The sequence below is a fragment of the Puniceicoccaceae bacterium genome (assembly GCA_040224245.1).
In the GTDB taxonomy this organism is placed as follows: Bacteria; Verrucomicrobiota; Verrucomicrobiia; order Opitutales; family JAFGAQ01; genus JAKSBQ01.
Genome location: JBEGIR010000090.1, coordinates 1 through 18,994, shown reverse-complemented (window position 1 = coordinate 18,994; position 18,994 = coordinate 1). Strand labels below are relative to the sequence as shown.

Annotated in this window: 21 protein-coding genes; 11 read left to right on the top strand and 10 right to left on the bottom strand. The window is 52.8% G+C overall.

Annotated features, from left to right (window positions below; translation table 11 throughout):
- Window position 1: 1 nt before the first annotated feature.
- From ABQ298_15315 to ABQ298_15300, 4 genes are read left to right on the top strand one after another with little or no spacing between them, the layout of a single operon-like run.
- The gene (locus ABQ298_15315; GenBank protein MEQ9825753.1) at window positions 2–550 is read left to right on the top strand and encodes a prepilin-type N-terminal cleavage/methylation domain-containing protein; all 549 of its coding nucleotides are present in this window, start codon (window positions 2–4) and stop codon (window positions 548–550) included.
- Window positions 547–1,242: a hypothetical protein gene (locus ABQ298_15310; GenBank protein ID MEQ9825752.1), complete on the top strand. Its 696-nt coding sequence runs from the start codon at window positions 547–549 to the stop codon at window positions 1,240–1,242. Before ABQ298_15315 ends, ABQ298_15310 begins: the two co-directional genes overlap by 4 nt.
- Complete coding sequence (locus tag ABQ298_15305; protein ID MEQ9825751.1) at window positions 1,239–1,793, top strand: type II secretion system protein; 555 nt, start codon at window positions 1,239–1,241, stop codon at window positions 1,791–1,793. Before ABQ298_15310 ends, ABQ298_15305 begins: the two co-directional genes overlap by 4 nt.
- Window positions 1,790–2,698, top strand: coding sequence for a prepilin-type N-terminal cleavage/methylation domain-containing protein (locus ABQ298_15300; GenBank protein ID MEQ9825750.1), 909 nt, complete (start codon window positions 1,790–1,792; stop codon window positions 2,696–2,698). Before ABQ298_15305 ends, ABQ298_15300 begins: the two co-directional genes overlap by 4 nt.
- Window positions 2,699–2,712: 14 nt before the next feature.
- On the opposite strand, the gene ABQ298_15295 is transcribed toward ABQ298_15300, so the two are convergent.
- Window positions 2,713–3,387: a hypothetical protein gene (locus tag ABQ298_15295; protein ID MEQ9825749.1), complete on the bottom strand. Its 675-nt coding sequence runs from the start codon at window positions 3,385–3,387 to the stop codon at window positions 2,713–2,715.
- Window positions 3,388–3,397: 10 nt separating this feature from the next.
- On the bottom strand, window positions 3,398–4,861 hold the full coding sequence (gene rpoN / locus ABQ298_15290; protein ID MEQ9825748.1) for an RNA polymerase factor sigma-54: 1,464 nt from the start codon (window positions 4,859–4,861) through the stop codon (window positions 3,398–3,400).
- 173 nt (window positions 4,862–5,034) lie between these two features.
- Here rpoN and ABQ298_15285 point away from each other — a divergent pair, with 173 nt between their 5' ends.
- A complete protein-coding gene (locus ABQ298_15285) occupies window positions 5,035–5,352 on the top strand; it encodes an iron-sulfur cluster assembly accessory protein (protein MEQ9825747.1) in 318 nt (105 codons plus the stop codon).
- A 60-nt stretch (window positions 5,353–5,412) separates the two neighbouring features.
- Here the strand turns inward: ABQ298_15285 and ABQ298_15280 are convergent, their stop codons facing one another.
- Window positions 5,413–6,159: a hypothetical protein gene (locus ABQ298_15280; protein ID MEQ9825746.1), complete on the bottom strand. Its 747-nt coding sequence runs from the start codon at window positions 6,157–6,159 to the stop codon at window positions 5,413–5,415.
- A 289-nt stretch (window positions 6,160–6,448) separates the two neighbouring features.
- Here ABQ298_15280 and ABQ298_15275 point away from each other — a divergent pair, with 289 nt between their 5' ends.
- Window positions 6,449–7,609: an FIST N-terminal domain-containing protein gene (locus ABQ298_15275; protein MEQ9825745.1), complete on the top strand. Its 1,161-nt coding sequence runs from the start codon at window positions 6,449–6,451 to the stop codon at window positions 7,607–7,609.
- Window positions 7,593–9,572, top strand: a complete 1,980-nt coding sequence (locus ABQ298_15270; GenBank protein MEQ9825744.1) for a response regulator — start codon at window positions 7,593–7,595, stop codon at window positions 9,570–9,572. The genes ABQ298_15275 and ABQ298_15270 overlap by 17 nt, the downstream gene beginning before the upstream one ends.
- A gap of 39 nt (window positions 9,573–9,611) precedes the next feature.
- Here the strand turns inward: ABQ298_15270 and ABQ298_15265 are convergent, their stop codons facing one another.
- Window positions 9,612–9,833: an RNA-binding S4 domain-containing protein gene (locus ABQ298_15265; protein ID MEQ9825743.1), complete on the bottom strand. Its 222-nt coding sequence runs from the start codon at window positions 9,831–9,833 to the stop codon at window positions 9,612–9,614.
- 21 nt (window positions 9,834–9,854) lie between these two features.
- Window positions 9,855–10,868 (bottom strand): bile acid:sodium symporter, encoded by a 1,014-nt coding sequence (locus tag ABQ298_15260; protein MEQ9825742.1) that lies wholly within the window; start codon window positions 10,866–10,868, stop codon window positions 9,855–9,857.
- A 334-nt stretch (window positions 10,869–11,202) separates the two neighbouring features.
- Here ABQ298_15260 and ABQ298_15255 point away from each other — a divergent pair, with 334 nt between their 5' ends.
- A complete protein-coding gene (locus tag ABQ298_15255; protein ID MEQ9825741.1) occupies window positions 11,203–12,246 on the top strand; it encodes a hypothetical protein in 1,044 nt (347 codons plus the stop codon).
- 209 nt (window positions 12,247–12,455) lie between these two features.
- Here the strand turns inward: ABQ298_15255 and ABQ298_15250 are convergent, their stop codons facing one another.
- Together ABQ298_15250 and ABQ298_15245 are read right to left on the bottom strand one after the other, a co-directional pair.
- The gene (locus ABQ298_15250) at window positions 12,456–12,797 is read right to left on the bottom strand and encodes an energy transducer TonB (protein ID MEQ9825740.1); all 342 of its coding nucleotides are present in this window, start codon (window positions 12,795–12,797) and stop codon (window positions 12,456–12,458) included.
- Window positions 12,798–13,053: 256 nt separating this feature from the next.
- A complete protein-coding gene (locus ABQ298_15245) occupies window positions 13,054–14,106 on the bottom strand; it encodes a mechanosensitive ion channel family protein (protein ID MEQ9825739.1) in 1,053 nt (350 codons plus the stop codon).
- A gap of 456 nt (window positions 14,107–14,562) precedes the next feature.
- Here ABQ298_15245 and ABQ298_15240 point away from each other — a divergent pair, with 456 nt between their 5' ends.
- Window positions 14,563–16,437, top strand: a complete 1,875-nt coding sequence (locus tag ABQ298_15240) for a glycoside hydrolase family 9 protein (protein MEQ9825738.1) — start codon at window positions 14,563–14,565, stop codon at window positions 16,435–16,437.
- 145 nt (window positions 16,438–16,582) lie between these two features.
- Here the strand turns inward: ABQ298_15240 and ABQ298_15235 are convergent, their stop codons facing one another.
- Both ABQ298_15235 and rlmB read right to left on the bottom strand, forming a co-directional pair.
- Entirely contained in the window at window positions 16,583–17,119 is a 537-nt protein-coding gene (locus ABQ298_15235; protein ID MEQ9825737.1) for an NUDIX domain-containing protein, read from the bottom strand.
- 20 nt (window positions 17,120–17,139) lie between these two features.
- Window positions 17,140–17,889, bottom strand: a complete 750-nt coding sequence (gene rlmB / locus ABQ298_15230) for a 23S rRNA (guanosine(2251)-2'-O)-methyltransferase RlmB (GenBank protein ID MEQ9825736.1) — start codon at window positions 17,887–17,889, stop codon at window positions 17,140–17,142.
- A 355-nt stretch (window positions 17,890–18,244) separates the two neighbouring features.
- Between rlmB and ABQ298_15225 the strand changes: the two genes are divergently transcribed.
- Window positions 18,245–18,451 carry a hypothetical protein gene (locus ABQ298_15225; GenBank protein ID MEQ9825735.1) on the top strand — a complete coding sequence of 69 codons (207 nt, stop codon included), beginning with the start codon at window positions 18,245–18,247 and terminating at the stop codon, window positions 18,449–18,451.
- Window positions 18,436–18,732, top strand: a complete 297-nt coding sequence (locus tag ABQ298_15220; protein MEQ9825734.1) for a type II toxin-antitoxin system RelE/ParE family toxin — start codon at window positions 18,436–18,438, stop codon at window positions 18,730–18,732. Before ABQ298_15225 ends, ABQ298_15220 begins: the two co-directional genes overlap by 16 nt.
- 51 nt (window positions 18,733–18,783) lie before the next feature.
- Here the strand turns inward: ABQ298_15220 and ABQ298_15215 are convergent.
- Window positions 18,784–18,994 (bottom strand): hypothetical protein (locus ABQ298_15215; protein ID MEQ9825733.1); only part of this gene is annotated, 211 nt, incomplete at its 5' end.

Here is an 18,994-nt window from a genome sequence, read left to right as displayed (position 1 = left end):
CATGCGAAGATTGAGGAATGGCAAGCGAGAACATGGGGGTGCGGGATTTTCCCTGCTCGAGTTGTTGGTGGTCATGGCGGTGCTTGTGTTGTTGCTCTCGCTGTTGATGCCCGCACTGCAGTCGGCCCGACAGTCGAGCCTGATTGCCCGCAGTCGTGCTCAGTTTGCACAATGGGTAATGGCTGTGGAAGGATTTCGGCAGGAATACGGTTATCTGCCCTTTTTGACGGGAGAGGGCGATACGGTCTTTGCGATCAACGAACCGGCAAACCGGGCTACGTTCCTGTCCGTGCTCGGAGGGGATGAGGCGGAGTTGAATCGCTACGGGATCGCATTTTTTCGCCCGGGTCCACAGGATCTGCTCGAACCCGGTGCGGAAGACTCTCCCCTGTGCGATGCGTTTCAAAACACAGCGTTGTTACTCCTGCTGGATGGGGACAGAGATGGGCGAATCCAGGTAGAAAGCTATGATGTGCATGCGTCGGTCGCGGTGGTGGCACTGCCGGATGTGGCGAAAGGATATCCTGAAATCCGGAGCTGGGATCCATGAGAGGGGCTTGTGCAAGAGATTTCACATTGCAGCATGGGAAAGTAAATTTCCGGGCAAGCGGGGGATTTACACTCTTCGAACTGGTGCTGGTGATGGGGTTGATCGTGGCGATAGTGGGAGGCATTGGATTTGTGGGAATGCGTTCGGATCATCGAGTTCAGCTCAATGCTGGCGCACGACAGATCGCGATGCTTCTGGCACAGGCCCGAGATCAGGCGCAGTTGAAGCAGGCGCGAACACGCCTGCTTGTAGACGCCAGCACATCGCTCACGGATTCCCTGAGTGTGTTGTGGCTCGTTCAGTGGCAGCAGGGACGATGGGTGCTGCTGGGGGATGCGCATGCACTGCCAGAAGGTGTGGCGGTAGTTCCCCATCTTGGTGAAGGAACGGGGGCCTTCGATGGACGGGAAGGTACATCGGTATTTTCCAGTGATGGAGCCGTCATGGAATTGGCACTTGGGCTGCAGGAAATTCGTGAGTTCACCTATATCGAATTTCGTGCAGATGGTCGGACTCACGGGTGGGAGACACAGGATTATCTGGAGTCGGATGTGCAGCTTGAGAGTCTGCAGTTGACGCTCTCTCCCTGCGCGTGGGTGGACGGGTTGAGTAAGGATTTTGTGCGTCCAGAGCGTTGGAGAACCTTAAGAATACAACCGAGCGGAGAGATCGTATGGATAGCGGATGGATGAGGAGTAGATGGGCTTGCTCGCGATATCCCAGGAGTGCGCGCTGGCGGGGGCAAGGGTTTTCCCTGATCGAAGTGATTCTGGCTCTGGCGGTATTTGCAGTGACGGCGACGCTCTTGTTGAACTGGATGGCGCGCTCGCTGAGCGGGTTTCGGGATGCGCAGCAGCGCATGGATGCCGTACAGCTGATTCCAGCCATTCAAACTGCGCTTCAGGATGAGAGCATCGGGCTGAATTCGGAGAACGAAACGCTTGATCACTGGCAGGATGACAATGGTGGACTTCGAATTTGGGTGGCGACACAGGATGGCAGTCGGGTGATGCCGGAGCAGGCAGAGCAAGGCATTCCGCAGGCATTGCAGTATTACCGCATCGAGATTGAGCCGGTGAGGGACTCGCAGGCGGCAGACTTTGTGGATTCGCAGACACTTCGAGTGCTACAGGTGACTGTGCGATGGCCGTACCGGGTGCCAACAGCGGATGCTTCGGGGGGTCGCGAAGTGGCATTTTCCCGGCAGCATCGTTTTCAATTCTGGATTACCGTGCGGCAATGAGGAAATCTGCAAAAGGCGAGTGGGAAAAGGGTTTCACCTTGCTGGAACTCGTGGTTGCGGTGAGTCTGTCGGTTTTGCTGCTGCTCGGGATCATTCGCATGGTATCGATGAGCCTGGACATCTCGATACGAACGGTTGAGCGACTTGGAGCGATAGCAGAGCAAGAGCGCATCCAGGAGCGGGTGCAATCGGATTTGCAGTCAATGTGGCAGAAACCCGGATGGCAGGGCATGGTATGGGCTGAAATGCCAGTGAGTGACCCGGCTGCACGAGGATGGGATGCGGTGAAGGTTGAAGCCAAACCCGCTCATCTGGAAGTGGATTTTGCAGCGCGGCTGAGGGATGACATGAAATCGGAACGATGGGGCCTTACGGGTGTGAGGATTGGCTGGTTTGTGCAGGATAGTGCGAAAGCCATAGAAGATCCGGGTGGAATCAAGGCGGTGAGTTATCAGATCATGCGTAAACGAGTCAGTCCCTCTGGCACTGTCCGGTATTTTTTAGCGCGAGCGGAGGTGAGTGCCAGAAATACATTGGATGCGGGGTATGCTCTGGATGCGCCGACTTATCAGGCTGCAGGAGCGCGGGAGGCTGCTTATTGGTCTGCTTCGGTGTTGCGCCACCCGGGTAATGCGCATCTTATCGCTGCGAATGTGATCGATTTTGGGGTTCGCGCCTACCAGCGTGACGGGCACGGACAGTGGCAACTGGTGTATCCTGCTCAAGGCCGTGTGAATTGGAAGGGTGAGGTGCCGGAACGCTGGGTTGTCATGCTGCGCATCCTCAGCGATGCAGGTGCGCAACAGATTGAAAATCTGGAACAGGGGCGCATCGATGCAGACTGGTGGACGTTAGCGCAGCGTCACTCCAGGGTGCATTGTTTTCAGGTGCAGGTGCTGCGCTGATGCAGTTCAGGAGTTCAGGTAGCGCGGTGGCGTTCACCCGACCAGCGAGCGTATCGTGTTTCATCGGGAGTGTAAATCTCCCAGTGCGGTGACGATGGGTGCAGGAGTTCCGAGCGAAGGTCGGCATGGGACAGCAAATCCAGCTGATACTGGATGGGCTGCAGGAAATTGGGAGTCTGGCTCCAGAGTTTGCGCTGTGGAAGCAGGAGGCGTTTTCCATCGAATGCTTCGAGCTGATCACTTGACCATACCTCAATGGATGATTGAGCGAGGGGATCGTGGACGATCATGACATTCCAGCGATTGGTTTTCCACTCGGAGCATACCAGGGTGGGGTGGTTCGGTGAGAAGTCAGGTGTGAGACGGTGTTGTGCGCATGCCATGGCCAGGGAGCGGAAGTGCAGAATGCGCTCAGATGGGATGCGATGCAGGGTCGCCCAAGTGCGTATGGCCATGAGGCTCAGTCGAATTCCGAGTATGCTTCCAGGGCCGGAGCCGTAGAGGAAGCCATTGGTTTCGCTGATGCGATGCTGTTGCCGTTCACAGACCTGTTGGATGCTGCTCATCATGCCCTCCATTGCGGGTGCAGACACCTCAATGCTTTCGGTGACCGTGCCGTTTTTCAAAAGGGCCACCTGCAATTGCGGGCAGCTGGCGTCAATTGCGATCCATGTACCGTCGAGTTGCATGGTTTGGGGATCAATGACGGTAGCGACGCCGTAAATTGGTGGGCAGGATGCCCATTTCTTCTCGATATTTGGCAACGGTTCGGCGCGCGATTTTAACGTCTTTCTCTCCGAGTAGACGCACCAACTCCTGATCACTGTAAGGTTTTGAGGGATCTTCAGATTCAATGATCAACGCGATGCTTTCCTTGACGCTCTTGTTGGAGATGGTTTCACCGTTGTTGGATTGCAGGCCTGGGGTGAAAAAATACTTGAATTCAAAAATGCCATGAGGGGTTTCGATGTACTTGTTTGCGATGGCTCGGCTAACCGTGGTTTCGTGAACTCCCACATTTTCGGCAACTTGATTCATCGTCAGCGGTTTGAGTCCGGCGACACCCTTTTCGAAAAAATCGATCTGAAAGTTGAGTAGCTCACGGGTGATGCGTTCGATGGTTTGCTGGCGCTGCTCAATGGAACTCATCAGGAATTTTCCGGAGCGCATTTTTTCCTGAATGTAGGCTTTTTCGCTGGCATTCATTTTGCCTTTGGCGAGCAACTCCTTGTAGGTCGGATTGATGCGGAGCCGCGGGATCATCTCATTATTGAGGTGGATTTCCCAGCCACGCTCGCCCCGGGTCACGGTGACATCGGGGATGATGATGCGATTCGTATCTTCGGTGAACGCACTCGCCGGTGCCGGATCGAGTTTTGCGATTTCTTCGAATGCAAGTTGCGTTTCGTAGATGGAAGCTCCGGTCTTGCGTGCGATCTCGGGGACGCGGCGGCGTAGCAGCAGCTTGAAGTGATCCTTGATGATTTCGTAGGGAAGCGTGTTTTTGCTGCCCTTGATTTCCAGTTGGTGAAGCAGGCAATGCTGAAGGTCAAAGCAACCGATGCCGCGGGGTTCGAAGGTGAGCAACAATTCGTGTGCGGTTTGCACGGCCTTGAGAGGAAGAGCGGTGAGCAGTGCGATATCGGAAACACTGCTGCCCAGAAATCCGCGTTTGTCGAGGCTGCCGATGAGGTATTGCATCGCTTTTTTCTCATCGGGGGACAGGTCAGCCATGTCGGCCTGCTCGTTCAGGTATTCCTGGAGGGAAGTTTCACTTACAAGAGAGTCGAAAAAATGCTGCCGACGTTTGGCATCTTCGGAGCTGAAGACGTGGTTGCTGCTCTCCTGTGCAAAGTATTCCTTCCAATCCTCATCAAGTTTATTGAAGATTTCATAATCCTCACCGAATGTCATCTCTTCCGGGCCATTGCGGTCATTTTCGCTGGAAGCGGATGAATCTTCAGATGTGTGGGAAGGGGAACTTTCGATCTGCATGCCTTCATTGGGAAGCTCATCCAGGGTGGGATTGATCTCCAGTTCCTCCAAAATAGTGGAACGCAGTTCCTGAGCGGGCACCTGAAGAATCTTCAACGACTGACGCAGTTGTGGTGCGAGCACCATCGTTTGCGTCTGTTTTTGAACTTGATGGAAACCTTGTGCCATTGAATGATCTGATCGGAAGCTTGAGATAGAAAGCCTGAAATCCTAAACTCCAGTTCTGTTGCGTTTCAAGTATCTTGTTTAGATTAGCATGAAATTTGCTGTATTTTCGCTGGAGTGTTGCAAATTTTGGGGAATCGACTTGAAGCGATGCAGGAATTCACTTGATTCCCTGCATGATCAAACTGACCGAACGAGCGATCCAGAAAGTGACTGAACTCAGTCGTTCTCACACATCCGAAAACGAACGATTGCGCCTATTTGTATCGGAAGGAGGATGTTCCGGGAGGGAGTATGGCATCAAGTTTGACGCACCAAAGGAGCAGGACATCCGCGTTGGCAGCGTACCGGCTGAGGTGATTGTGGATCCGGCCAGCATGGAACTGCTCTCCGGTTCCACGGTGGACTTTGATGACGGGTTGCATGGTACGGGATTCAGTGTCACTAATCCGAATGCCAAAGAAACCTGTGGATGCGGTCGCTCGTTCAGTTGAGCGATGGTTGGGTAGGCAACAAGCATCGAATGTTTATTTTTGGACGCGAAGTGCGGTGATTCAGGGCTGTGACGTTGGCAGGTAGTCGTAGAAGAATATCTCGATGTCCTGGATGAGGGTAAACAGCCAGAACGCTTTTCCTTCGAGGCGAGTGCGGATGCGTTGTGTGAGCAATGTGCCATTTGCATGTGCGTCAAAATCAATTGTGAGGTAAAACTGATCGACCCGGGTTCCGCGTTTGGGACGAAAGCTTGTGGTTGTTCGGATGTCGAATGAGATCAGTTGCCTAGACTGGCTGTCGAAGCGAAGGGCACCCTTCATGGGGTAGTCGGAACGCGTGATCCCCGCAAATGCGAATCGCGGAGTGAAGTGAAAGGTGTCAATCCCGTCTTCGCTCGAATGCCATTGAAGGGTGTCAGGAGTGATCAGGTCGCCAAGCGCATACCCGTGTTGCGAAGATTCGCCTGCCATTCGGGGTGGATGGCTTTTGGCGAAGCGATCTGATTCTTTGGCAGTGGGTTCCCTTCCGTTGATCGAGACGAGTTCGATACGTCCGACGTTGTTGCGCACAGGGTGGTAGACCATGCGAAGCACCTGTGAATTGGTGCGTTCGATGGCGGAAAAACGCCAGTGATCGAGTCGCTGTGAACTCAGTTCATCCAGCGCGGCATTGACGATATCAACAGTTGTTGAGGCGGAAGTCCGAGTCGCGATTATGAGAAAGAAGAGAAGGCAAAGCGTCCATTTTGTCAGAATGCGCAGCGTGCGCAAGGGCGCGGTGTATCGTGCGGGATTGCAGGTTTTCATGAAACAGCAAGCCTATGTGCGGCATTGACATGGAATCAAGGACTTCTCCGTGTTGCGGGATGAATCCATGCGGGTGGGCAGTGCTTGGTCGAAAGCGAGTGATTTCAGAGTCGAAAGCGAACAGCCCTGTTTGATTTTTACGTTATTTTTATTAGGTTATAGGCTATAATTGTCGGCTATTGACGATTGGACCCCTGCCGACGCCCCGCAGAACCTTGAAACGAAAATCCACTGGTAATCAACTCCTTTGCCTGAGGGGTGGTTTCCGATGGAACCCATGTGTCCTCCTGTGAAAACTGAGCAATATTTGCACCGCTATGCTGATGGGTGGGTTCGGCCACCTGTGGGTGTGCTGGATTCGGATTCTACGATGGTGTGGGTGTTTGGAAGTTCCAATTATTTAGGACGTTCTGACGTCTTTGAGGAATTGGAGCGGATATTTCCAAAATCCACCGTATTGGGCTGTTCGGGAGGAGGGGTGATTTGGAACGATGAGGTGCTCGAAAATGCGCTGCTTGCCTGTGTCTGCAAATTTGAGCGCGCGAAGGTATGGCATTGCGCATGGATCCGAGAGGGGCAGATTTCGGATGAGCGCATTGGCAAACTGCTGGGGCAGGCCCTGTTGACCCGTGGTAGTCCGCAGAGTGTGATGATGATGGCGGATGGACTCAAGAGCAAGGAGGAGCCACTGTTGCGCGGTCTTCAATTGGCTGGGCTTGAACAGATACCGATTTGGGGTGGCATGGCTGGGGATGGAAGCCAGTTTCGCCAGACTTGGGTGTATTGCAGTCATCAATTGGCCAGTCAGGGAGTCATCGTGGTGGGATTGGCAGGCTCAGAGCTGCGCGTGCGTTGCGGGAAAGGAGGAGGGTGGAAGGTGCTTGGACCCCGACGCACGGTGACATCTTCCCGAGGAAACCAGGTTTTTGCAATGGATAACCGCTCAATTCTGGAGATTTATACGGACTATCTGGGAGATCTGTCGGCTGAACTTCCCGCAATTGGTGCCCGCTATCCTCTGATGGTGAAATGCAAAGGGAATTCGAAATCAGAAACGCTTCGCTCGGTCTTATCGGTAGACCGGCGAACACAATCGATGTGTTTTGCCGGTGAGGTTCCGGAAGGCTCTTCGGTGCAAATGATGCGAGGAGATCTTCAAAGTCTTCTGTCGGGTGCAAGGGAAGTGGCTGTGGATGTTTCACATGGAGCAGACAGTGTGACTGAAGGAGTCGTGATCGCCTGCAACTGCATTGGACGGCGCATGGTGCTTGGGCAGCAGGCTGACCTTGAGCTGGATGCGGTGCGTGCGGTTGTGCCTGAAGCGGTGCCGATCATTGGGTTTTATTCGATGGGGGAAATCGCTCCACTGCAATGGAATGAACCCAGTGCGTTTTTGAATGAAACCCTGACCCTAACCTATATTGCTGAAGCGAATGGATCCCCTGATTGAAAAACAGTTCAAAAAGTGGGGGCTGAGCCAACAGCGTTTACCCACTGACCTTGAGGAATGGAGGCGTTTTCTCAAGCTGATTGAAACCGTATTTGAAGAAAAGGAACGCAATGAATACCTCTTGGAAAGGGCTCTGGCAATCAGTACTGACGAGCTGAACCGGAACCTCCAGATGGCGGATTTTTCTGCCACGAGTGAGTGGGAGGATGGGACTGTTGATCCATCTGTTGAACAGAGTGAGGCGAGTGCTCCGCAGGAGCAGATGCTGGTGCTTCGGCAGAAGCTGGAGCGTCAGACCGCATTGGCCAATCGGCTCGCAAAGGAGGCGGAATCCGCGATGGTGGCGAAGTCACGTTTTCTCGCCAACATGAGTCATGAAATCCGTTCTCCGATGAACTCAGTGATGGGAATGGCCTCGTTACTGCGCGATACCGGACTCAGTCATGAACAGCGAAACTATGTGGATTCGATTCTGTCGAGTGGCACGAAGTTACTGGAAATGATCAACGATATCATTGACTATTCCCGGGTCGAATCAGGTGCGATTCGACTGGAAGTACAGGACTTTGATCCGCTGGATCATCTTGCAGAGGTCTGTTCTCTCTTTGCACCGCTGGCAGAGGAAAAACAGATTCGCCTCGAATATTGGTCGGACCCCACAGTTCCCTTTTTGCTCAGAGGAGACATCCTGCGGATACGTCAGGTGTGGATCAACATGATCGGAAATGCGTTAAAATTCACCCATCACGGATTTGTGCGCATTTCCCTGCACACAGAAAGGGTAGGTGAACGCTGGGTGCGCCTGATCACTACGGTGCGCGATTCAGGTATCGGAATTGATTCGAATCGTGTGGATGAGCTGTTTGATGCATTCATGCAGGTGGATGACTCCGAAACCCGACGCTTTGGTGGCAGTGGACTGGGTTTGGCGCTAAGCAAACGCCTGTGTCAGTTGATGGGAGGGGATCTCATGCTGACCTGCAACGATCCCGATGGAAGTGAATTTGAGATGGATTGTCGCGCCGAGGTTCTGTCCGAGAACGCTGTTGGCGTGGATCGTGATGCCAGCAAGGTGATCGAACTGCCGCACCTGAGAGTGGTGGCGGTGGATCCCAGTGAATTTTCACGCACCAATCTGGAGCGCTTGCTGCAGTTCTGGAATCTTCCACATGAAACCTTCGCGGATTTGTCGGCGATGGTACAGAGGGGTGCGAACCATCGTGCGAATGTCATTCTGATTCACAAGGATGCACTGAAAGAACTGTCTGTTGCGGTTGGAGAAGTGTTGCGCACGCTTCAGCTGAATGTGGAGCGTGTGGTGATCCATGGTGGCGCACTGGACAACTGGAAGAGCGTCGAGGCTGGGGATCATCTGTTGAAAGTGGACACCGTGTTGGATCCCCGGAAGCTGGGTCGCATCCTTCGCAGCAGTGCTTCCGAGGTTTTAAAATCGGACTACAGTATTGCTCGAGATGTGGCTCTGGCATCTGCAAAGAGTGTAAGCCAGTCCTTTGCACAACGCTTTCCCTTGCGCATTTTATTGGTGGAAGACAACCCGATGAATCAAAAAGTCGCTGTTTTCATGATGGAGAAACTGGGTTACGACCTCACTATTGCAAACAATGGAAAGGAGGCATTGGAGCAGCTGTGTGAGCTGCACCCCGATCTGATTCTGATGGACCTTCAGATGCCCGTGATGGGGGGTATTGAATGTTGCCAGTTGCTTCGCGAACGATTTGCCCCGGACGAAAGTCCCTATGTCTGTGCACTCACTGCCAATGTGTCCATTGAGGACCAATTGAATTGTCGGCATGCGAGCATGGATGATTTTTTGCCAAAGCCAGTGAATCGGGAATCTCTGGAGCGGGTTCTGAAGCGAGCCTTTCTGCACCGCCTGGCACCTACCCGAGGTCTTGAAAATCAAGGACAGCCTCACTGCGATCCTTCGGATGAGAGCAAATGATGCGGAAGTCGGGGTTGATTTCCTTTGGAAGATGAGCCGTCAGGACTCCGGCTCTGCAATCAGTTGTACTTGCTGCCCCTCAAGTTCAATGATGTCCCCTGCGATCAGTTTTGCCCTTACGCGTGTCTCCAGCGCATTGTTGCGTAGTACGTGGCCCTCTTGAATCAACTGTTTGGCGTGTCCACCAGTCGACGCCCAACCCAACACCTTGAGCAGTTTGTTCAACTCGATGTGGGTTTTTCTGATTTCAAACGTATCCATGACGCGTGTATGCTGGATGATTCATGGCAGAATGTCGATTTTTCCGAATAGATGGGTTTTATACTTCAGGATGATTCCCGCAAACATGAGCTGAAGCGGGTGATAAAACAGCAGAGGCAGCAGGATGATGCTCAGTTGTGCTGAGGCCGTAGGGTCATCCGAGATTGACGAAAAACAGGCAATGGCGAAGGGAACGCCAACAGCGAGGGATTTTTGGCTGCTGAGGAAAAAGAGTGCAATGCGATCCGTGGGGTTGGAACAGAGGACTCGGATACTGAGCAGAATGAGAGCCGATGCCACGAAAAGCAGCAGGATGGCTGCAAACAGTGCCTGTAGTGCGATCCACGTACCCACCTTTTCCCAGACCTGCTCCTGAAAGCTGGTCGCAAATGCTGCGTAGACCATGAAGACGATGATGGATTGCTGAAGAGGGCGGGCCAAGCGTGCCACGGTGCTTTCGAAAGGGTGGAACCAGATCCGAATCAACTGTCCACAGGCAAAGGGGAGTAGAACCATGAGGGTGAGTTGTCGCAGTGTGCTTCCCAGGGGTAGGGCATGGTTAACTTCAGTGAATTGGGTGGCAACAAGCCAGAAGGGAACCACCAAAACGGCGAAGAGATTGGCAAAAACGGTATTAAAAATCGCAGCACCGATGTTGCCTTTTGCATGGGCAATGAGCGCGATCGCGCTTGCAATGGTGGTTGGAAGAATCGAAAGGTAAAACACGCCAAGCCGGATTTCAGGAGCAAGTGTGTCACCTGCAAGGGCAAGTCCGAGCATGGCAAGCAGTGGCATGCCCAAAAACATCCACCCCTGGGAAAACAGATGCAGGTGCCAACTCGCGAGTCCCCTGAGCAGTGCGGTTCGAGACAGGAGAAATCCCTGACTCAAAAAGATGACGACGACACCAGCCCAGATCAGAATTTCACTGCGCAGGTGCCCCCCCCGTGCTCCCCAATCGGGAGTCAGCGCAGACAAAATTACAGCTGCCAGCAGGGAAAGCGTCAGCGATTGTTGACGAAGCCATTGCATCATCCGCTGTGCCTGGGCTGGCGGTTTGGCAGCGCTTTTGTGATTTCTGCGAACCAGTGAACAGTATGAAATGGAATTGGAAGTTTGGTTCGTGGGATAACTCGAATGCAGCATGGAGGAAAGCCACAGCATTTTCTCAGTTGAAGGCAGAATTGAAATCGCTGAGGCAAGTTTTTAGGGAAGAAACATTGCATTTTTAGAACTTTTAGTTAATTTTCCGCTAATTTTCCAGTTTGTATGCTTGTCAATTGGGCTATCAGAGAATCTTATTTCTCGCATTAGACACGATTGTTAAGCCGCTTTTCTTCATTCGCTCTATTCATCGGAGAGGTTCCATATGAAAAAACCCAGTATCTTCTTTGCAGTGGCCTTTGCAGCATTGGGCCTTGCAGTATCTCCCATCCATGCTGTCATCGTCAACGGTTCTTCAGTGACTGTCGACTTCGAAGATTTTTACGCCGGAACATTGGTCGGCTACTCGAACACTTATCAGAATACGCATCTGCAGCGCTACACCTCTGCCAACAATGCGGATCTGGCACCTGGCACTGGATTCACGGTGCGCATCGATAACAATTGTGGTCCAGATGTGGGTGCGCTCTATGACACAGACCGCCGCACCTATCTTGATTACGGGAAATACGGTGCATCGCAGACTCGCATTTACGACAAGATTGATGCTGTTCAGTCAAACTCCCAGGGCAACGCAGGAACTGGAGAGGATCCGGATCTCGAATACGACAGCACTGGCGGTTGGTGGGGTGGCTGGAACGGGGGCAATTTGAAAAACGAGCGCCTCGGCAATGCACTCGTCATTCAGGAGCATGCCACTTCAGGAAATATCTATGATGGTCACCTCTACTATGCGCAGGGGCAGCATTATGAAAAATACAACAAATATGCTCCGGATGATTCAGCCTACGGCGGATACATGAAGTTCACCTTTGAGACCGACATCAACAGCTTTGGATTCGATTTCATTGATCTCGATTGTGGTTACTGTTCGGGCGAGCACGCGAGCATCACGTTCTACGATTTTAATACCAACAGACATGTGACGGTCAATTTTTATGAATTCTCGCACGGCGTTTTTTCCAATCGGGATGCCAACGTGACGGGCAATGTGGTTTGGGGTGACGGAAAAGCCAATCGCATTGATTCCATTTCAGTTGCCGAGTTGAACGAAGTCATGGGCACCAACCTTACCTCATTCAGTGCGGTGAAGATCCGCACATCCGGAAGTGGTGCAGTTGCGGGCATTCGCTATCACTATACCCCGATTCCGGAAGCTTCGACCGTGTTGGCAGGTGGTTTGATTTTCCTTGCGTTGGCTGGAATTCAAATAATGCGCATTCGCCGTCGGGCTCGTTCCGAGGGTTGAGTTTAACACGCATTACATTTTGTTCTTTTCAGGCCCGCAGCAGTTGCTGCGGGTTTTTTGTGCGACCGGCACACTGTGCAGTTGCGTAACAACATCTCCTTCTGGACCCGCCGTGATACGTGACCGGTACATCCGGTGGTGTGAGAACCGGGGAAGGGAGGACCTTCTCCGGCTACACAATCGCCATGTTTGGATCAGAAGAATGATCTTCAGGTTTTTACGATGGATTCGATGTGGATGGGCAGCAAAACCTGGATTTCACAGGGTGTTCCGTCAGTGCGTGTTGCCGGTGTGAATCTCCATTGTTTGACCGATTGCATGACCCTCTCGGCAAGAAGCACATCATAGGGATCAAGCTCATGCGGATCAGCATCGGCTACCGACCCATCGGCTGTGAGGTGCAGCCGGAGCACAATGGTTTTTCCCAGTTCACATTCCCTGGCAAGAATCGTTGTCGTCTCGATGGGTTGGATGTGTGCAGTTTGAATGTCTGCGGCAGCGAGCAATGCTGAGCCGAGCAGGCAGATGATGGAGCTGATGATGGTTTTCATGATGTTGTTGATCGTGATGATTGATGTTCTATCTCTCATTAGGCAACATGCATGCCAGATGTTTCAGGTTTTCTAAAGCGCCTGTGGTAAGTAGCTTAGAGATTCAGGAATTCGAGCACGGCAATCTATGCCGATGATCTGTCACAAATTGAATCACCGGGGTCTCGAATATGGGACTGTCCTCTGGTTCCCAGGGTATCGGGTCAACCACAGGCTTGCGCGGACCCGACCCGAGGAAATGGCTGCCACTTCGTCCTCAACCTGTGCTTCGGTTGAGGTAGAGGGTCTGAGTCGGGTAGGCAAATTGGATCCCGTTTTGCTCAAAGTATTCGTGGATCGCGAGATTGATTGCCTGTTGACGATCCATGTAGAGGTTGTAGTCCGGTCCGTTCACGTAATAAACGGTTTCAAAAATCAATGCGTGCGCCCCGTGTTGTTTGAAGTGTGCACGGTCAAAGCGTGTATCGGGCAGGGCTTCAATGATGGATTGAATGCGCTTGGGAATCTCACGGATCTTGTCGATACCCGTTTCGTAGGTGATGCCGATTTCAAAAGCGACTCGACGTTCATACATGCGTTTGAAATTCCGGATGCGGCTGTTGAGAAGATCATTGTTGGAAAAGATCAACTGTTCCCCGGATAGACTGCGCAGGCGCGTTGTTTTGATCCCGATTTTTTCAACCACGCCGAGCAGGTCGCCCACGATGATGAAATCACCGATCACAAAAGGACGATCCAGCGTGATCGTGAGTGATGCAAAAATGTCTGACAGGATGTTTTGCATCGCCAGGGCCACTGCGATGCCTCCAATGCCCAGGCTGGCGATCAGGGCCGTGATTTGCACCCCTGGCAAGGAGTCAAGGATCACCAGCAGTCCCAGACTCAACAGTGCGATGCGCCCGAGGAAAAGGAACATTTTTACTGTGGTGACACGTGCTCCTATCGCTTCGCTGCTCTCGCCGCTATATCGCTCACCCCAGGACAGGAGTGCCCGATTGCCCCAAAACAATAGTTGAATGATCACTCCACTGAAAAAAAGTGCCTGCATCCACTGCGATACCTCGGGTGAAAGTGTCAGCCAGGCGCTTGTGAAGGTGAATCCGATCAGAAAAACCAGCCACCATTTTGTCGAGTGCAAGGCTTTCCACGCCAGAAAGAACGGCAGTCGTCCATTGTCCCCGATTGATTTGAGACGCCAGCGGAAGAATGATGTGATGGCCAGCACTCCAGCGGTAAACAGGAGTGTTGCTCCGAGTGTATATCCGTATTCGAGCAAGGTGTTGCCCCAGAATTCAGTTTCCCAATTCATTGAATGTTATGTTGCTTGGTTGTGGATGATTGAGCAGTCACGAAGGAATGTCTCAACGTTCGGATTCAGGCATCTGGAGGATGAAGCGATGTGAATCTTCAATGCCCGGGTGATCGACACCCATGCATTAGGGAGGACCCCGATTCAATCAGGGGTCCGGAAGATCATCTGGACAAGGGAGTCATGGACTTGAAATTGTCAAATACTGAGACGCATCCGTTGCGACGGGTTGTCACTGCAGTGTTTTCTCGCCCCGTTGAGGACTTCGTTGTCAAAAGTGGCCTTCGGTCGTTCACTTCTTTCTGAAACTGAGAACGACGCTCATTGATGCCTTTAGATCCCAACAATCACCATTGGTACGTTCTTTCGGAGCTTTCATGCGATTGCAGTTGCGCTGGAAAAGCGATTTCAGGGACACTGCATTCAGTGATTCATTTTCCCCTGACAACCCCATCCATGAATATGAATACCCCCTGCATCTCCGATTGTACCTGTCCCCGCAGAGGCGCGATGAGTTCCTTGCCGGATTTACTGAAGTTCCGCATCCTGAACGACCGACTTTGTCAGGGGATTCTATGGCTGCTGCTTTGGGTTCTGCCGGGAATTCCCGCGGCGACTGCCGAATCGCCCGAAGAGATCCTCACTGGAGTCTTTGTGAATCAGGCAGGTTATGAACCCACCGAAGCCAAGCACTTTGTCACGGATCGCGGTGAGCAGGAATTTGTCGTGGTGCATGCGGACACGGAGCGTGTGGTTTACCGGGGAATCACGACCTTGCGCCGAGCGCAGGATCCCGCAACAGGCATGGATCTCTGGTGGGGTGATTTTTCCGCGCTGCGTGAGCCTGGTGACTACTGGATCGTGCTCGAAGATGCCAGTCGATCCCATGTCTTTACCATCGCCCAGGGTGTCTATGCGGATGTGGCGCAAAAGGCATTGAAATCTTTCTACTATCAGCGCTGTGGCGTGCCGTTGGAATCCGCTTTTGCCGGAAAATTTGCCAGGGACGCCTGTCATCTGCACGATGCGAACTACCACGCATCGCTCGGACGGGTGGGGGGAAAGCCCACTTCCGGCGGGTGGCACGATGCCGGTGACTATGGAAAATACATTCACGCAGCAGCGGTTTCTCTGGCCCACATGCTGATCATGTACGAGCAGTTTCCCGATGCGTTTTCAAGCGATGCCACTGGCATTCCCGAGAGCGGCAATGGGGTGCCGGATTTTCTGGATGAGATGCAGTGGGAACTCGACTGGATGCTTCGCATGCAGGAAAGCGAACCGGAGCACCCGGAGTTTGGCGGTGTGCACTACATGGTCAACACGTTTGAATACGAATGGATGCGTGCGGATCTCGATCAAGCTCCACGCTATCTCTATGCTGTATCTTCAGTCGCTACCGCAGATTTTGCGGCAGTGATGGCACTGGCATCGCGCTGTTTTCGTGGAACACCCGAATGGCATGAAACGGCGGAGCGTTACCTTGATGCGGCACGCCGTGCATGGGATTTTCTCGAGCGTCATCCGGAGCTTTACCCGAATGGTGGTTTCATCCGGCCCGCAGATACCAAGACCGGGGGCTATGCAGACCGACCTGATCTGAACGACGGGGATGATCGAATGTGGGCTGCGGTAGAGCTTTTTCTGGCAACTGGCGATGCGGTCTATGCAGATGTGCTGCGCAATCCCTCCGATGCCTACGTTCAGGAAACTCTTTGGAGTGCAGATGCGTTGGACCGTGATCTGGAATGGCAGAACGTCTCAGCCTTTGCACAGCTTCAGTGTGCGCTGCACGATGTTACGGGTATCGATCCCGGACTCGACTCGCGCTGGAGCCGTTTTTTGATCGAGCGCTGCGAACGCATCGTGGGCGATGTCGCTTCCGACGGGTTTGCTGTGGCCTTGACACGCTACTATTGGGGCAGCAATGGCGGAGCCATGGCACTCGCGCAGTACTTGTTGTTGGCATACAAGCTCGACTCCACTCAGGAATCGTTTCGGGAGGCTGCGCTGGCGCAATTGCACTATCTGCTTGGCCGCAACGCCCATAACCTGAGTTTTGTCACAGCTGTCGGCAGCCGAAGTCCGCTCTACATTCACCACGCTTCACTCGCTCCGGGCGGAGACGGACACATGTATCCAGGCTTGCTGGCAGGTGGTCCGAATCCAGGATTGAGTGGTGACCAGACCTTGCCACTGCATTTTGACGAGCACACCCCGCCTGCACTCTGTTATCTGGACCACATCGACAGTTGGGCTTCCAACGAAAACTGCATCCTCTACAACGCCCCTCTTGTGGCGGTTGCCCATTATTTCGCCGCCCCTGACTGATGCGCGCTTCCGGCCCACTCCGATTCAACGATATGGGTTTCTGCTGGTCAGAAACATGTGGGTTCCGCAGGAACATTTGTTAAATCCTCTTGCCTCTCCATCGCTGATCCGCCCCCTTCCTCGACTCAGATGCATCGGCACGATGTCAGCTTTCAGCATCTGCCTGATTTCCCAGCACCGCGTTGAGGCACTCAATTGCACGCACACATGATGGAAACGCTACCGTCTCCGGATCAATGTGCGCAGGATCAAACCAGCCGATCTGTGCGACTTCGTCCAGCGCCCTTACCGCATTTGCCTGCCGGGTCTGCACCCTGAAATAGAGGTCGATCGTAGCATACACAATGCCCTTGTAAGCGTAGCGATTTGGAAAGCTGCACAGAAAGATGGGAGATTCGATCTCAATTCCGATTTCTTCGCGGCACTCCCGAAGCAGTGCCTGTTCGACGCTTTCCCCAGCATCGATGAAGCCTCCGGGCAATCCCCATTTCCCCTTCGACGGGTCCTTCGCGCGCTGCACCATCAGGAGCCGATTCTGCTCGTCACAAACCAACGCACCCGCAGCCGCAGCCGTGTTCTGAAAAAAGTCCAATCCACAGTCGGGACAATGCCACGGTTTTGAGTCACCCGTTTGAAAATGCTTTTCACCACAGGCTGGGCAGTAGCGTAGAGAGATCGACATGGGCTGTGGCGCAGTGCTGTTCAATTTCTGCCCTGAAACCCACGTGCGCGCCAGGTCTCATAGAGTACCAGGGCGGAAGCGACACTGGCGTTGAGGGATTCGATATGGCCGCGCATGGGAATCTCAATCAGAAAATCACAGGTCTCCTTCACAATGCGGCTCATGCCTTGTCCTTCGCTGCCAATTACCAGCACAATGGGTCCTTTGAGATCCGCCTCGTGAAAGCATTTGGAATCAGTACCATGCTGCACGCCGACAGCCCAAATTCCCTTTTTTTTGAGATGATTGAGGGCCTGTGCGAGATTGGCAATCTTGGCCACTTGCAGGTGCTCGGAAGCACCGACACTGGCCTTTACCACCGCTGGGGTCACATCGGCCTGACCTTGGTTGGGTAGGATGATGCCGTGGGCACCGACCAATTCGGCAGTTCGGATCATGGCCCCGAGGTTGTGCGGATCTTCAATGTGATCGAGCGCGAGAAAAAAAGGTTCCTCCCCACTGGCATCGGCAGCTTCGAGCAAATCACCGAGATCGGCGTAGGGGTAGGGCGCCGCTTCGAGCATGATGCCCTGGTGGTTGTGTGCCAGTTTGTCCATGCGCTTGCGTATCATACGCTCAACCGGCAGATTCGCCTTGCGCGCAAGCGCCTGAATCTCGCTCACCACCGGAGCGGCATCGAGTCGATCCGCCAGGATGAGACGAAAAAATCGGCGGCGTCCCGCCACCAGTGCTTCGCGTATCGCATTTCGGCCAAAGAGAAGTTCAGTCATAGCTGCAACAAAGTGAACACGGAATTTCAGGAAATGAAAACCGCAAAAGTTTTGAAGCTTCATGGAAGCCTCGAGAATCCCGGCGGATTCTGACGGAAATAATTATTTGACCGCCGTTTTGCGATGTCAGTGTGTTCATGATGAGACGCGAGTTGGAAGCTCCCGCTAAGTGCAGAAACAAACCAGACACGCCAGTTTGCAGACCACTCAGATTTACGCCCATGTGGGCCTGACCAAGTTGAAAGAAGCTCACAGCAAATCCCATCCATCTGCGAAATAGGGGGAAACTCGGAAGTTTTTGAAAATCCCAGATTGATTGACAAATAAAGGGATTGGAGAGATTTTAGAACCCACCATGAACGCCGCTGAACTCATTGATCAGTTTAAACGATTGCCCTGTGAAGAGCAGGGAAAGGTTGTTGAATTTATCAATCACATCCCGAACAAGGCTGATTTAGAAATCGCAGCCGGAATTGATCGCGGATTACAAGCTTCCAAAGACGGTAAGGTGAAATCCCACGAAGAAGTCAAAGAACTAGCAAAGTCGTGGTTTACAAAATAATTTGGACGGATCCTGCTATTGACGATCTAAAAGAGGTCGCCGATTACATCTCTGAAGAAGATCCTGTCGCAGCGGAACGACTGGTTTTGGGTTTGATTGACCATGCTGAAAAACTTGAGCAGTTTCCTCGACGCGGAAAAGTTTATCAGCATCGAAACCGCGAAAATGTTCATGACTTACCCTATCGAGGTTACCGGATCTTTTACGCTGTTCTTGATGAAAATAACACCGTAGAAATCCTGCACATCTGGCACGGAGCCAAAGACGAACCCAAGCTTTAGTTCTTCTTTAGAGCTGCCTTCAAAAACCTTGCCGGAGCAAGTTGCAGTTGCTTAGCTCAAAAGCAACTTCGCATGAACCGGAATCCTGCCATCCTCCTCTCCGGTTTTACGACGTACTCTTGGGCGTTTTTCCAAGGTTTTTCTTCCATCCAAATAGACGTGCGATTGCGCATTGCCAGAGCGGTAATACGTGGATCCCTCTTGGGGTTGATGTTTGGGTCCACACAGGCTCTCGATCTCCTGTTCGACCAGATCGTGGAGC